At 38.0% G+C, this 12,901-nt stretch carries 12 protein-coding genes; 8 read left to right on the top strand and 4 right to left on the bottom strand.

Going from position 1 to position 12,901, the window contains the following annotated elements:
• Positions 1 to 62 precede the first annotated feature (62 nt).
• Complete coding sequence (locus PYS62_RS04585) at positions 63 to 1,613, top strand: aspartate ammonia-lyase (RefSeq protein ID WP_315574163.1); 1,551 nt, start codon at positions 63 to 65, stop codon at positions 1,611 to 1,613.
• A gap of 88 nt (positions 1,614 to 1,701) precedes the next feature.
• Here the strand turns inward: PYS62_RS04585 and abc-f are convergent, their stop codons facing one another.
• Positions 1,702 to 3,756, bottom strand: a complete 2,055-nt coding sequence (abc-f, locus tag PYS62_RS04580) for a ribosomal protection-like ABC-F family protein (protein ID WP_066712266.1) — start codon at positions 3,754 to 3,756, stop codon at positions 1,702 to 1,704.
• A gap of 164 nt (positions 3,757 to 3,920) precedes the next feature.
• On the opposite strand from abc-f, the gene PYS62_RS04575 reads away from it, so the two are divergent.
• The 7 genes from PYS62_RS04575 (at position 3,921) to rpsD (ending at position 9,955) form a co-directional block, all read left to right on the top strand.
• Positions 3,921 to 5,264 (top strand): glucose-6-phosphate isomerase, encoded by a 1,344-nt coding sequence (locus PYS62_RS04575; protein WP_066712263.1) that lies wholly within the window; start codon positions 3,921 to 3,923, stop codon positions 5,262 to 5,264.
• A gap of 16 nt (positions 5,265 to 5,280) precedes the next feature.
• Positions 5,281 to 6,213 (top strand): ribosomal RNA small subunit methyltransferase A, encoded by a 933-nt coding sequence (locus tag PYS62_RS04570; protein WP_066712261.1) that lies wholly within the window; start codon positions 5,281 to 5,283, stop codon positions 6,211 to 6,213.
• A 2-nt stretch (positions 6,214 to 6,215) separates the two neighbouring features.
• Entirely contained in the window at positions 6,216 to 7,055 is an 840-nt protein-coding gene (locus PYS62_RS04565) for a cell division protein ZapA (protein ID WP_066712259.1), read from the top strand.
• A complete protein-coding gene (locus tag PYS62_RS04560; protein ID WP_066712256.1) occupies positions 7,052 to 7,618 on the top strand; it encodes a dUTP diphosphatase in 567 nt (188 codons plus the stop codon). Before PYS62_RS04565 ends, PYS62_RS04560 begins: the two co-directional genes overlap by 4 nt.
• Before the next feature lie 22 nt (positions 7,619 to 7,640).
• On the top strand, positions 7,641 to 8,714 hold the full coding sequence (tsaD, locus tag PYS62_RS04555) for a tRNA (adenosine(37)-N6)-threonylcarbamoyltransferase complex transferase subunit TsaD (protein WP_315574162.1): 1,074 nt from the start codon (positions 7,641 to 7,643) through the stop codon (positions 8,712 to 8,714).
• Positions 8,715 to 8,724: 10 nt separating this feature from the next.
• On the top strand, positions 8,725 to 9,183 hold the full coding sequence (smpB, locus tag PYS62_RS04550; RefSeq protein ID WP_066712249.1) for an SsrA-binding protein SmpB: 459 nt from the start codon (positions 8,725 to 8,727) through the stop codon (positions 9,181 to 9,183).
• Positions 9,184 to 9,361: 178 nt separating this feature from the next.
• The gene (gene rpsD, locus PYS62_RS04545) at positions 9,362 to 9,955 is read left to right on the top strand and encodes a 30S ribosomal protein S4 (RefSeq protein ID WP_066712246.1); all 594 of its coding nucleotides are present in this window, start codon (positions 9,362 to 9,364) and stop codon (positions 9,953 to 9,955) included.
• Between the two features lie 146 nt (positions 9,956 to 10,101).
• On the opposite strand, the gene PYS62_RS04540 is transcribed toward rpsD, so the two are convergent.
• The 3 genes from PYS62_RS04540 to PYS62_RS04530 all read right to left on the bottom strand — a co-directional run bounded on the left by PYS62_RS04540 (position 10,102) and on the right by PYS62_RS04530 (position 12,418).
• On the bottom strand, positions 10,102 to 10,674 hold the full coding sequence (locus PYS62_RS04540) for a tyrosine-type recombinase/integrase (protein ID WP_066712243.1): 573 nt from the start codon (positions 10,672 to 10,674) through the stop codon (positions 10,102 to 10,104).
• A 362-nt stretch (positions 10,675 to 11,036) separates the two neighbouring features.
• Positions 11,037 to 11,924, bottom strand: coding sequence for an IS3 family transposase (locus tag PYS62_RS04535; protein WP_082714282.1), 888 nt, complete (start codon positions 11,922 to 11,924; stop codon positions 11,037 to 11,039).
• Positions 11,855 to 12,418 (bottom strand): helix-turn-helix domain-containing protein, encoded by a 564-nt coding sequence (locus PYS62_RS04530; protein ID WP_066713357.1) that lies wholly within the window; start codon positions 12,416 to 12,418, stop codon positions 11,855 to 11,857. Before PYS62_RS04530 ends, PYS62_RS04535 begins: the two co-directional genes overlap by 70 nt.
• Positions 12,419 to 12,901: the final 483 nt, after the last annotated feature.

The following is a 12,901-nucleotide window of genomic DNA, read 5'->3' as shown; positions in this document are numbered from 1 at the left end:
TTTAGTTTATACATGTTAGTAAATCTATAAAATATGACATGTTTTGTGAAAGGTAGATAGCAATGAAGATGATTGATCAAGATTTGATTCAACGTTTATTGGATGGTTCGTATACTAAGGCAGCACAACCAGCTGACTGGCATGGTAAGACTGTTGATCGTATTTGTAAGCATGGCGAAATATACAGTCATTTGGAAGAAAAAGGTGAATTCGACTATCGCCTTGAGAGTGACTCAATTGGTGAGAAGCGTGTACCTAAGACGGCTTATTATGGCGTACAGACATTAAGAGCTGCTATCAATTTCCCAATTACAGGTCAGAGATTACACCCATATTTGATTGAGTCAATTGCTGAGTTGAAGAAAGCCTCAGCTATTACAAATTACACAGTTGGTCGTTTGAATGAAGAGAAGTTACAGGCAATTTGCCAAGCTTGTGATGAGATTATTGCTGGTTATCTACATGATGCTTTTATTGTAGATCCTATCCAAGGTGGTGCTGGTACTTCTGTTAACATGAATGCCAATGAAGTTATTGCTAACCGTGCGATTGAAATTTTAGGCGGCGAAAAGGGTGATTACAGCATCGTTCATCCTAACGATGCCATTAATTTTGCGCAATCAACGAACGATGTTTTCCCAAGTTGCGGCAAGATGGCAGCCATTAAGCTTTTAATTGAAGCTCAATCTGCTTTACGTGATTTGGAATCAGCACTTTTAACTAAAGCGGAAGAATTTGATGATGTCTTGAAGATGGGTAGAACACAGTTACAAGATGCTGTACCTATTCGTTTGGGCCAAGAATTTACAGCTTATGCTGAAGGCATTAAGCGTGACATCAAACGTTTTGATCGGGCTATCGAATGCTTATCTAGCTTACCTATGGGTGGCACAGCTATTGGTACTGGTATCAATGCTGATGTTAATTATGTAAATAATATCGTTGATAATATCGTCAAAGTCAGTCATTTGACTTTAAAACAAGCTGATAACTTAATTGATGCTACCCAGAACTTAGATTGCTATACAGAAGCTTCGGGTATTGTCAAAGCTTGTGCTGTTAATTTGTCCAAGATGTCCAATGACTTACGCTTGTTAAGTAGCGGCCCTCGTTGTGGCTTTAATGAGATCAACTTGCCAGCCATGCAAAATGGTTCCTCTATTATGCCTGGTAAGGTTAATCCAGTAATTCCTGAAGTTGTGAACCAAGTTGCTTTCAATATTATCGGTAACGACACAACTATCACTTTAGCATGCGAAGCTGGCCAGATGGAATTGAATGCCTTTGAACCAGTTATTTTCTTCAACTTGTTCCAGTCAATTGAAACATTGACCCAAGCAATTCGGACGTTGATTAAGAACTGCATCAACGGCATTACCGCTAATAAGGAACATTGCTTAGACTTAGTTAAACATTCAATTGGTATTATCACAGCTTTGAATCCATACATTGGTTATAAACATTCAGCAAGTATTGCTAAAGAAGCCCAAAAGACGGGAAGAGAAGTAGCAGAGTTAATCCTAGAACATGGCGTGCTTAATGAAGAAGAGCTAAAGACGATACTTGATCCAAAGAGCATGACTCAACCTGGTATTAAGAACAATTTGCTCTAATTTTTATAGATTAACTAATACTAAAAGCCCCTAGCTTTGAGAACCTAGTTCATTAAGCTAGGGTTTTCACATTTAAGCTTTCACACACTTAATCTAGGGCTTTCACATATTGGAAAGCTTGTTTAAGCTCAGCTTCTAAATCTGGCCATTTATTAGTTAAAGTTTGCACTTCAGACCAGTTAACTGCCTCTTCAGGCTGAACTTCCATAAGTGCGCCTAAATCCATATAAAGCGTTTCTGATCTTGTCTGTAAATCAAGGTGTTGATTATATACTTGATATAACTCAGGTTGTTTTTGGCTGTAAGTAAGCAAAGATTGATTGCTTGTTTCTAAATCGGTCAAATCATCTAACAAATTGTTGAGCACAAGCTGGGCTTTGGCTTTTAAGGCACGAATTTTGCCCTTATTAAAAGAAGGCTTTTTTATGGCTTTGTTTTCGCTAGATTGTATGGTCTTATGCTCAACTTTTTCTTTTTTTTCAGCTGGCTTAGGCTTAGCCTTGTTGTTAGCCAAAGCCTGTAGATAAGCCTGCCACCAAGCGGTGTAAGAGTCGAAACTATCTAAGTGACAGTTGATAAAACCATAAACACGCTCAGCAATTTTGTTCACGAAATAACGATCGTGGCTTACGATAATTACCGCTCCAGAATAGCGTTCCAAGGCCGATTCCAGACACTCAATTGAATAGAGGTCTAAGTGGTTGGTTGGCTCATCTAGGAACAGAATATCAGGTGCGGAATTAATCAATTTTGCAAGAAAAATTCGATGCCTTTCGCCACCTGATAGGGAAGATAGGGGCTTATCAATATTTTCGCTTGAAAAACCATAATTAGCTAATTGGGCACGAATAAAACGCTCAGGAATGGTATTGTCAGACATCATATAATCAAGAAGCGACATATTGCCATCTTCGAAATTTATGATTTGGCCCATGTAAGCAATTTGCAAATCACCATAAAGTTTTATTTCACCACCATCAGCTAATTCTTCCCCTAACAGAATTTTTAGAAGCGTAGTTTTGCCAGCCCCATTTCCGCCGATCAAAGCGATTTTTTCATTGGCTTTAAGCTCCAAATTAAGCTCAGAAAATAGCTTCTTTTGATATGATTTCTCTAAATCTTTAATGACGATGAGTAAGCGCTTATAGTCTTTTTCACCCAAACTTTCTGGCTGATTAAAGCTGAATTTCAAATTTGGTTTGCTAACTTCCTGTTGCATTAAGTTCTTAATTTTGTCATTTAGGCTATTGACGACTTTTTCACGTTGATGGTAAGCACTGATATTCCTATGTGAAAGCATTGTTTGCTTAACTTCCATCTCGTGTTCAAGCTTGTCTGTTAGCTTCTCTAATTCGTGTTCATGAATTTGAGCTTGTTCGTTTTCAAGCTGCTTAGCTTGGCTATAATTGCCAGGATAGACAGTAAACTTATGCCCATCTAGCATGATAGTACGATTGCTGATTTGATCTAAAAAATAACGGTCATGGCTGACTACGATGAATGTTTTTTTTGACTTGTTGATAAAATTAGCCAACCATTCGACACTGAGTAAATCTAAATGGTTAGTCGGCTCATCCAATAAGACTAAATCGTTAGCTCTTAAGAGGCAGTGAGCAAGGGCAATTTTCATCTTTTCACCACCAGATAGGCTACTTGGTCTTTGCTCCAGTAATGTATTAGGTAAATTCAAACCCGAAATAGCGGCCTTAAAATTAGCCTGAAAACTATAACCGCCTAAACGCTCAAATTCAGCTTGTGCCTGACTGTATGCTTCAAGTAGCTTATCTAATTCCAAACTATCTTTGGCAGACTTAGTCTGAAGATTCGCTAATTGAGCTTGTAAATCTTGCATGTGCTGCTCAGCTAGATTAAGTTCAGGATTATCATAAATATGCTCTAAATCATCCAAATAATTTAACGAAAGTTGACCTAAATAGGAAATTAAACAATTTTTGGCAATCTTAACTTGTCCATGATCTGGGCTTAATTCATGATTCAATAAGCGAAAAAAAGTTGATTTGCCCGAACCGTTAAGGCCGACTAAGGCATACTTGTAGCCAGCATCGATAGTTAAATCGGCGTTTTGAAAGATAACTTGTTCATTAAAGGCTAAATCAACGGCTTGTAAATTAACTAAACTCATAAGCCTTATTATAGCAATTAAGTGCGTTACGAACAATTTCCTAACCTAACTTGTTTGAAACTGTTATAATATAAATCGATATTTTGACTGTTTTAGGCAAAATAAGTTTATGTATAGACTTGATTTATAGTTTAGCTCGTAAGGGCGAGAAAGAAGGAGATTGAATGTTGAATTTTAATTACACTAATGCCGCTCCATTTTTAGCTAAGAATGAATTAGCAGCATTGCAGGCTCAGTTGCAGATTGCTGATAAGGCTTTACATGATGGTAGCAATTTAGGTTCTGACTTTTTGGGTTGGGTTGATTTGCCAACTAATTATGATCAAGCAGAGCTAGATACAATTTTACAAATTGCTGAGAGATTGCGTAAGGAGATTGATTGCTTAGTTGTCATTGGTATTGGCGGTTCCTATTTAGGTGCACGTGCCGTTCATTCAGCCTTCGCTCAATCTTTGACAGGTCAAGTTAAAAATAGTCCTGAATTGTTGTTTGCTGGTTTCCAATTGTCTGGTGACTACATGAATGAATTGTTGCATTACCTAGAGGGTAAGCGCTTTGCTATTAATGTAATTTCTAAGTCTGGTACAACGACAGAACCTGCCGTCAGCTTCCGTATTTTGCGTTCCTTATTGGAGAAGCAAGTTGGCGCTGAAAAAGCTCGTTCCTTAATTTTTGCTACAACAGACGCTCACAAAGGTGCTTTGAAACAATTCTCAACTGATAAGGGCTATCAGACTTTTGTTGTTCCTGACAATGTAGGTGGTCGTTTCACTGTTTTGACAGCTGTCGGTTTATTCCCATTGGCTGTAGCTGGTATTGATGTCAAAAAATTGTTAGAAGGTGCAAAGTCTATGCAGGATCTTTGCGCTCAAACCAAAGATTTGACTAACCCAAGCTGGGCTTATGCCGCTTTACGTAATAGTTTATATCGTCAAGGAAAAGGCATTGAAATTTTAGTCAACTACGATTTACGTTTGAATTACTTCTCCGAGTGGTGGAAACAACTATTTGGTGAGAGTGAAGGTAAGTTTAAGCGCGGTATCTTCCCAGCTTCAGTAAGTAATACAACTGATTTGCATAGCATGGGGCAGTTCATCCAAGAGGGTAAGCGAGCCATGTTTGAAACGGTTTTGTGGGTCAACAAGAGTAATTCCAGTTGCTTAATTCCAAATGACCCTGATAATATCGATGGCTTGAATTTCTTATCTGGTAAAGAATTGCAAGAAGTTAATCACAAGGCTATGCAAGGTACAGCTATTGCCCATGCTGATGGCGGCGTACCTAACAGTTTGTTGACAATTGATAGCATCAGTGAATATGACTTAGGTCAGATGATTTACTTCTTTGAATATGCAGTTGGTTTGAGTGGCTATCTCAATGCCGTTAATCCATTTGATCAACCAGGTGTCGAACTATACAAGCAAAATATGTATGCCTTGATTGGTAAACCTGGCTTTGAAGAGCGTAAACAAGAGTTAGAAGCTCGTTTAGCTGAGCAAGCTGAGTGATTTGAGAGGAAACAGTATGGCGCTTGATAATACGCAAGAATCTGGCTTTGATCCTGGCTATGTAGCTAACTTAGAGCATAAATTTAAGAAAGCTTGGGGTCAGAACTTTTTGCGCTATCAAAAAGACGCTATTTCCTTGTTGAAATCAATCGACTTAGAAGAAAATACATTGGTAATCGAGGTTGGTGCTGGTGGGGGCGCTTTGACAGAAGCGCTCCTCAGGCGCCATTTTCGTGTCTTAGCATTTGAAATTGATTTAAGCTTGCGTGACTTTCTCAATGAGCGCTTTTCTAAGCAATTAGAAACTGGCGAATTACATTTACTGTGTGAAGATGCTTTACAAATTGATTGGCGTTCATTGTTTAAATCTGAGCTAAACTTGGCTGTCATATCCAATTTGCCTTATTCAGAGACACGCGAATTAATTTTGAAAATTTATGCCGAAGTGGGTGAAAAACTAGAAGTGTTAGCTTTGATGTTGCAAACAGAAGCCATTTCACGCTTGACGGCTGCTAGCTCTAAACAGAGTAATTATCAAGCTAAACTCTATGGACCGCAGGCTGTTTTTACCCAACTACTATTTGCTAAAGCTTGTAGTCAGAAAATTAGTGCTAGTGCATTTTACCCCGTACCCAAAGTGAATAATAGTTTTGTTACCTTAGTCAGAGATAAAGGAAAATTTGCTAAATGTAGCTCGTTATTAGCACAAGCTAAGCTAGATCTAGCTGATTTTTTCCCTTATTTTGCTGATTTTCTGCAGTTAGTATTCAAACAGAGACGCAAACAGTTATTAAATTCTGCTTTTAGTTCAGATGAGCAACAAGCAGCTTTAGCTTTTTTTAGAGAACTTGAACTGAAAGCATCCGTTCGGGCTGAAGAGTTAGAACCGTTAGAACTTTTTCAATTAGCGATAGCCATGTATAATAAAGAAAACAAGAAAAGTGACTGATTATGCAAAAGCGCAGAAGAACGGAAATATTGAATAAGCAAGCTAGTTTAGCTGATTTGTATCCTAATATAGAATCTGACGTGAATTATATGGAAGTGGGGGTTAGGCGGATTGCAAATAATATTGTGTCCGAGGTAGTCGAGCGTGTACAGCAACAAACTAAAGTAGTTGAAGAGCCACTTTCCAATGAGTTACCAGATATTGTTAAGAAAGCTTTACATACAGTTGCTTTAGAGAAGCAGATAAGACAAGTAGAAAATACAGATAAGCTGAAACAGGCATCTTTGAATGAGCCACATTTAGATTTAATAGCTACACTCAAAACTACTCCAACTAGACAAACAGTTACCTTGAAAATTGCCAACCAGAATTATTTGATCAGTTCCGATGCTGATGTTGAATATATGCAAATGATTGCTGCTGAGGCTAATTTACTTTTGAAAGATGTAAAACGTGAGTTAGCGCATGCTGACAAGCAGTCGATTTTTATTTTAGCTTTGCTGAATGCCTTAGATGAGAAGGCAACGGTTGCTTTTAAGCTAAATGATCAAGAAGAACTTTTAAAGCAGAGCTTGTTAATAACAGCTGAACTAAAAAAACAAAAGGCGGTCTTAGAGCGCAAAATTGTTAACTACAAGCAGAAGTTAGCTGACTTAGCTAGTATTTTCACACGCATTTCAGAACGCTTTAGTGAATACAAAGCAGATGATAATTTTAGTGCCGAGCATTTTCAGAAACTTGTTTTGCAAATCTTAGCTGGTGAAGAAGTGGAAGATCAATTAGCCAATCGCAAGCAATTATCTTTGCAAGACTGTCTAACAAAAGAAGGGAATAAAGCATGATGGAAACAGAGATTGACGTACGTAAAGTTAAAGTGGGTTTTAAAGCGCTTCAATTAGATGTTAAAGAACCATTTTATCGCCATCGTGGCGATGCTGGCATGGATGTGTGCGCAGCTGATGACTATTTAATATTGCCAGGTCAAACTGTTTTGGTAAGTACAGGCTTTGCAGTTGAATTACCTGAAGGCTATGAATTACAAGTGCGTCCAAGAAGTGGTTTAAGCCTGAAAACCAACTTAAGTATCGCAAATAGCCCTGGTACGATTGATGCTGGCTTTAGAGATGAAATTAAGTTGATTGTACACAACAATTCAGATTTTAGTCTGGCTGAAAGACAAGCTAAGAACGATAATAATATAGAAACGATTGACACTGCATATGGCAAGCTGCCTGTTTATGATTTGACTACAAAAGGAGCCCTCCATGGTGCTTATAAGATTTGTCGAGGCGATCGTATAGCCCAATTGGTGCTTGCACCTATTTATCAGGTGGAGTGGTCAGAAGCTTCAGGTGAGCCTGATTTTGATCGTAAAGGTGGTTTTGGTCATAGCGGCTTAGCTTAAGTAGAGGATGAAGGATAAAAAGATGAATATTTTAGCAATTGAATCGTCATGTGATGAAACAAGTGTAGCAGTTGTTAAAGATGGTCGTAAAGTTTTAAGTAATGTTATTGCCTCATCTGCGGATTTGCAGAGCCAATTTGGCGGTGTTGTGCCTGAAATAGCTGCACGCGAGCATGTGAAAGTTATTGCTGCTGTAATCGAACAAGCATTGGAAGAAGCTCATTGCAAACCAGAAACTGATATAGATGCTTTTGCCGTAACAGCTGGCCCTGGCTTAGCGGGTGCTTTGCTAGTTGGTGTAAGTGCAGCGAAAGCCTTAGCTTTTGCCTATAAGAAGCCTTTGTATCCAGTTCACCATTTAGCAGGTCATATCTGCGCAAACTTTTTATCTGATGCTGAATTTGATGTGCCATTTACAGGCTTGATTGTGTCAGGTGGGCATAGCCATTTGGTGACAATGGATCAGAATTATGATTTTCAAATTCTAGGTAGAACCTTGGATGATGCTTGTGGTGAAGCGTTTGATAAAATTGCTCGTGCCTTAGGCAAGCCATATCCAGGTGGACCACAGATTGATAAGTTGGCTAAAACTGGTGACAATACTCGTTATGCCTTCCCAACTGCGCATTTGAAAAATAATTTGGATTTCTCATTTAGTGGCCTGAAAACAGCCGCTTTAACCTATATTAACAAGGCTAAGCAAACAGCAGAGCGTGAGGGTTGTGAATTTACTGATATTTTGAATATCAATGATTTTGCAGCTTCTTTCCAGACAGCTATCGTGCAAACTCTAGTTAAACATTCTAAGTTAGCAATTCTACAAACTGGTGCGAAGATCTTTGGCTTAGCTGGTGGTGTAGCTGCTAATAACGAATTACGTCAGGCTTTGGCTGACATGTGCAAAAAACTTAATGTACATTTCACTTGTCCTGACAAAATATTATGTACAGATAATGGCGCTATGATTGGTGCATCAGCTTATTATTTAAGTATAAGTGGCGGTAAGCCAGCTGATTCAAACTTGAATGCTTATCCATCTTGGTCGCTTGACCAATGGAAAAAATTGCCTCAAGTTAAAGTCCACAAAAAGTTGTAAGGAGTAAGAGATGAAAGAGGGTAGTGGCCATCAGATTTGTTACAACCGTCGGGCTAGACATGAGTACAATATTCTTGAAACCTACGAATGTGGCGTTGTGTTGCAGGGCACAGAAGTTAAGTCGATTCGCCTAGGTAATACCAGCTTGACAGAGGCCTATGCTCAGATTAAGCAAGGCGAAGTTTGGTTGTATGGTTGGCAAATTTCTAAGTATGAGCAGGGCAATATTTTTAATTCTGATCCGCTCAGAGCTAAGAAATTGATCTTACATCGGCGTGAGATTAATAAGCTAGCCAATAAAGTGAAGCTGAATGGTCTAACGTTAGTGCCGTTAAGCTTGTATTTCAAAAATAATCACGTCAAATTAGAGTTGGCCTTGGCTAGCGGTAAGAAGCTCTATGATAAACGTGAGGATATGAAGAAGAAGGCAGTTGAGCGCGAAGTTCGGTCTAAATATGCCCAAATTTGACATTATCAGGCTAAAACATGTATAATATGTTCGCATTTTTCTTGTGTATGCAAGAATAGGTAGGAAAGAGCGAATATGCTTCACACTTTGAATGCTAAGTTCGCCACGGGTAACCGTTCAATCACATCCCTATGCAAATGCCCGATGTGAAATTCACGTAATCTTTTAAGGAGAAAACATGGCAACTAGAAGAGGTCCACGTTTTAAGGAATGCCGCTGGGTTGGCGTTAATGCTATCGGCCATCCTAAGGCAATGAAGCGCGTTGCTACACATGGTAATTTACGTCGTAGCAAGCCAACTGAATATCGTGTTCAGATGTTGGAGAAGCAGAAGTTAAAGGTTTACTACAACATCTTCGAGAAGCAACTCATTCGTTATTATGAGGCTGCCTTGAGTTCAGAGGAGCAAACAGGTACAGCTCTCTTACGTTTGTTAGAGTCCCGTTTGGATAACTTAGTTTATCGTTCTGGCTTTGCTAGCTCAATTCGTATGGCTCGCCAAATGGTCAGCCATGGCCATATCTTGGTTAACGGCAAGCGCATTGATATTCCATCCTATCAAGTACAGGTCGGTGATGTCCTTTCATTGCATGAGAAGGCTCGTCAGGTTGAGAATTTTGCTAACCACTTCCGTGAGTTCGCAGGTTTCAGCTTACCATATGTTGAGCGTAATACTGAAGAGTTTACAGCTAAGTATACTCGTTTGCCAGAGCGCGAAGAGATCCCAGTTGAAGTTAACGATCGTCAGATCATTGAGTTCTACAGTAGATAGGGCAGTTAGTCCCATTTTAGCGACTTATCCACTACATATTGTGGTTAAGTCGCTATTTTTATGCCTGCGAACACAAGAAGAAAATAGAATATTTACCGTACAAGTGACAGGCAAGTAACACAAAGCTGTATAATTTTGTTTACGCATTAAAAGTTAAGGACACGAGAATCAATGCCTAGTTCAACCATACGAGTTATAAATGTATGCCTGGTGTCGTGCGTAGTGTGTACCGTGTTATGCGATTTCAAAAATGGCAGCATCTGGTAATAGAAAACAGTGTTTTTATTACGCTCAAAAAGCTTTTCGCTCGTCGAGGCATACATTAAGTCTTCCAGTAAGCTTACTATCTTCTCACAAATAGGCACTTGTCTGATGCCAGCTTCAGTTTTGGCATGTTTAACATCGATATAGCGCTCATCTATGTGTATGTCGTTAAGTCTTAAATTGTATAGCTCGCCGCTACGCATACCTGTATAAAGCAGCACTAGCGCAATCTTAGCATTAAAATCATCTTCAAGTTGCCATAAAGTGTTAATCTCTTCTTGCGTGTATAAGCGGAGCTTAACTTTGTTGCTGTCTTCTACCTGAACATCTGATATATCGACGTAGTCCATTATCTTCTTGGCTTCTGGTGATAAAACTTCGTTCTTAATTGCATAGTCATAAAGCAGATCAAGAATGATTTTAGAAGATAAATCTACAGAAGAAATCAAAGTCATTTTAGAAAAAGTCTTTGGTAAAAATATGATGAACTTTTATCATAAGAAGAAAAAAGTAATCAAAAAAATGAAACTGATTAGGAGATGAAAGTATAAAAAAAGAGAAAATTGTGAAAGTCAAAAGACTAATCAAAACCCCTTAATTTACTAAGGCGCAATTATACACCATAAAGGGTGCTTGCGTCCTGTGAGCAAACCCTTGCATGGAGCAACAACCATTGGCTTTTTTTAAAGTCAAGGGTAAATAAACTCGCTAACGCTCGCCCTTACTTTTAAAATTTGAAATGAACAAAACAATTAAGCCGACATACTGACACAACAAAAATGATATGTACCCAGAATACTGGACACATATTTATGAACTAGGCTGGACACATGGATGCTATCCTGTATTGTACAGGAGGCATCCATTTTGTTTTTGCCTGAATTCTTTTATTATTATAGTAATCTATATATTCTTCAACTGCTTTTGAGAATTCTTCGAAGGAGGAATAATCTTTCTCATAGCCGTAATACATCTCATTCTTTAGTCTTCCGAAGAAGGTTTCCATTATACAGTTGTCATAACAATTACCTTTTCGCGACATAGACTGTACAATACCGTGTTTCTGTAAGGTATTTCTAAAATAGGCATGCATATACTGCCAACCTTGGTCTGAATGAAATATAAGCCCTTCAACAGATGGGAATTTTTCAAAAGCTCTATCCAGCATTCTTGATACCTGCTCAAGATTCGGGCTTGTTGATAAATTATATGAAATGATTTCATTCGTATTCATATCCAGTACTGGAGAGATATAGCATTTCCCCCATGAAAAATTAAACTGAGAGACATCTGTTGTCCATTTCTGCAATGGTGCTGTTGTACTGAAATCCCTATTTATTACATTATCAGCAATCTTACCTACTTCGCCCTTATAAGAATGATATTTTTCCTTTGGACGCTTACCAGCTAATCCTGCTTTATGCATAAGGCGTTGAACTCGCTTATGATTTATATGATATCCACGATTTAGTAATTCATGATAAATTCTACGAACACCATATCTATGCTTGTTTTTTTCAAATATTTCTCTAATAACAATCAGTAATTCTTCATTGCGATCAGCAACTACATCTGATTTGTTAATCTCAAAATAATAAGTTGATTTAGACATGCCAATAGCTTTTAAGAGATATTTTAATTGGTATCCTTTTTCACGGAGTTCTTTGATGATTGCTGCTTTTTCGCCTTGAGTTCCGCAGCCCATTTTTCGTGTCTCAAGGCGATTAATTTTTTTATTGCTTCATTCTCCGTTTTTAAGTATTCAGTTTCTGCTCTAAGACGAATTAATTCTTCACGTTCTGATGGGGTTAAATCAGTGGGTTTGGATTTCTTGCTCACGTTTGCTTCCTTCTTACTTTTTCTGCCTTTTTTGAGATTTAATCCTTCATACCCTTTAACTTTATATGTCTGAACCCATTTAGACAATAATCCACTATCAATTCCTGCACTAATAGCAACAGATTTTTGTGATTCACCAGCAAGTACACGAGCTACTAACTGATATCTACATTCAGCCGAACGTTCTTTACATGTAGTTGGATGCCGAAGAGAATCAAGACCATATATATCTGCAATTCTTGACCATTGTACAATTCTTTTTCTAAAATTCTTTTGACTTATACCTTCTGGTGTCTCAATCCACTGACCAGAGCGATATAGTTCTACAGCATTAAGTTTAAAAGCATAATCGTATTTCATACAAAACCCCTTTCACTGGTTGTGTCCAGTAAAAGGGGTACATATCAAATTAGGAGAGGTATTTTTATGCCCTAAAATTAGGCACATTTGGTGAGATTGAGCAAACTAGCTGAAATAGCTTGTTATGGGTAGGTAGGAACGTCTGGTAATACACAGAAATTTTATTCATTTGTGTTTATAAAATACGCTTTATAAAGTTTGTGCTTTATTACAAACTGGTTACACGCACTTAAGTTCATGCTAGTGCTTGATCCACAATAAGTTATCTGACTACGTGTTATGTGCTATCTGTGGCAATAAGTTATTTTTATACATATTAAGGTTTAATTTTGCTTTTAAATTTTATATATTTACATTTAGCTGAATTTATTTTTGCTATTGATGCGTTTGATTTAAGTACTCGAGTTAATTAACAGCTCAAATTCGGCTGTGGCTTGATTGTGGCTTAAATTTTTGCAGACATAGGATTTTACGTTTATACTA

Origin of the sequence: Amygdalobacter nucleatus (genome assembly GCF_029167365.1) — a bacterium.
GTDB classification, from domain to species: domain Bacteria; phylum Bacillota; class Clostridia; order Saccharofermentanales; family Fastidiosipilaceae; genus Amygdalobacter; species Amygdalobacter nucleatus.
Note: the sequence above shows the minus strand (reverse complement) of the source record. Positions and strands in the feature narration are given on the sequence as shown.

Bases quoted from the DNA above. Each gene is read 5' to 3' on its own strand.
- PYS62_RS04585 (WP_315574163.1), top strand. From the start codon at position 63: ATGAAGATGATTGATCAAGATTTGATTCAACGTTTATTGGATGGTTCG.
- abc-f (WP_066712266.1), bottom strand. From the start codon at position 3,756: ATGAGTTTAGTTAATTTACAAGCCGTTGATTTAGCCTTTAATGAACAA.
- PYS62_RS04575 (WP_066712263.1), top strand. From the start codon at position 3,921: ATGTTGAATTTTAATTACACTAATGCCGCTCCATTTTTAGCTAAGAAT.
- PYS62_RS04570 (WP_066712261.1), top strand. From the start codon at position 5,281: ATGGCGCTTGATAATACGCAAGAATCTGGCTTTGATCCTGGCTATGTA.
- PYS62_RS04565 (WP_066712259.1), top strand. From the start codon at position 6,216: ATGCAAAAGCGCAGAAGAACGGAAATATTGAATAAGCAAGCTAGTTTA.
- PYS62_RS04560 (WP_066712256.1), top strand. From the start codon at position 7,052: ATGATGGAAACAGAGATTGACGTACGTAAAGTTAAAGTGGGTTTTAAA.
- tsaD (WP_315574162.1), top strand. From the start codon at position 7,641: ATGAATATTTTAGCAATTGAATCGTCATGTGATGAAACAAGTGTAGCA.
- smpB (WP_066712249.1), top strand. From the start codon at position 8,725: ATGAAAGAGGGTAGTGGCCATCAGATTTGTTACAACCGTCGGGCTAGA.
- rpsD (WP_066712246.1), top strand. From the start codon at position 9,362: ATGGCAACTAGAAGAGGTCCACGTTTTAAGGAATGCCGCTGGGTTGGC.
- PYS62_RS04540 (WP_066712243.1), bottom strand. From the start codon at position 10,674: ATGACTTTGATTTCTTCTGTAGATTTATCTTCTAAAATCATTCTTGAT.
- PYS62_RS04535 (WP_082714282.1), bottom strand. From the start codon at position 11,924: ATGGGCTGCGGAACTCAAGGCGAAAAAGCAGCAATCATCAAAGAACTC.
- PYS62_RS04530 (WP_066713357.1), bottom strand. From the start codon at position 12,418: ATGAAATACGATTATGCTTTTAAACTTAATGCTGTAGAACTATATCGC.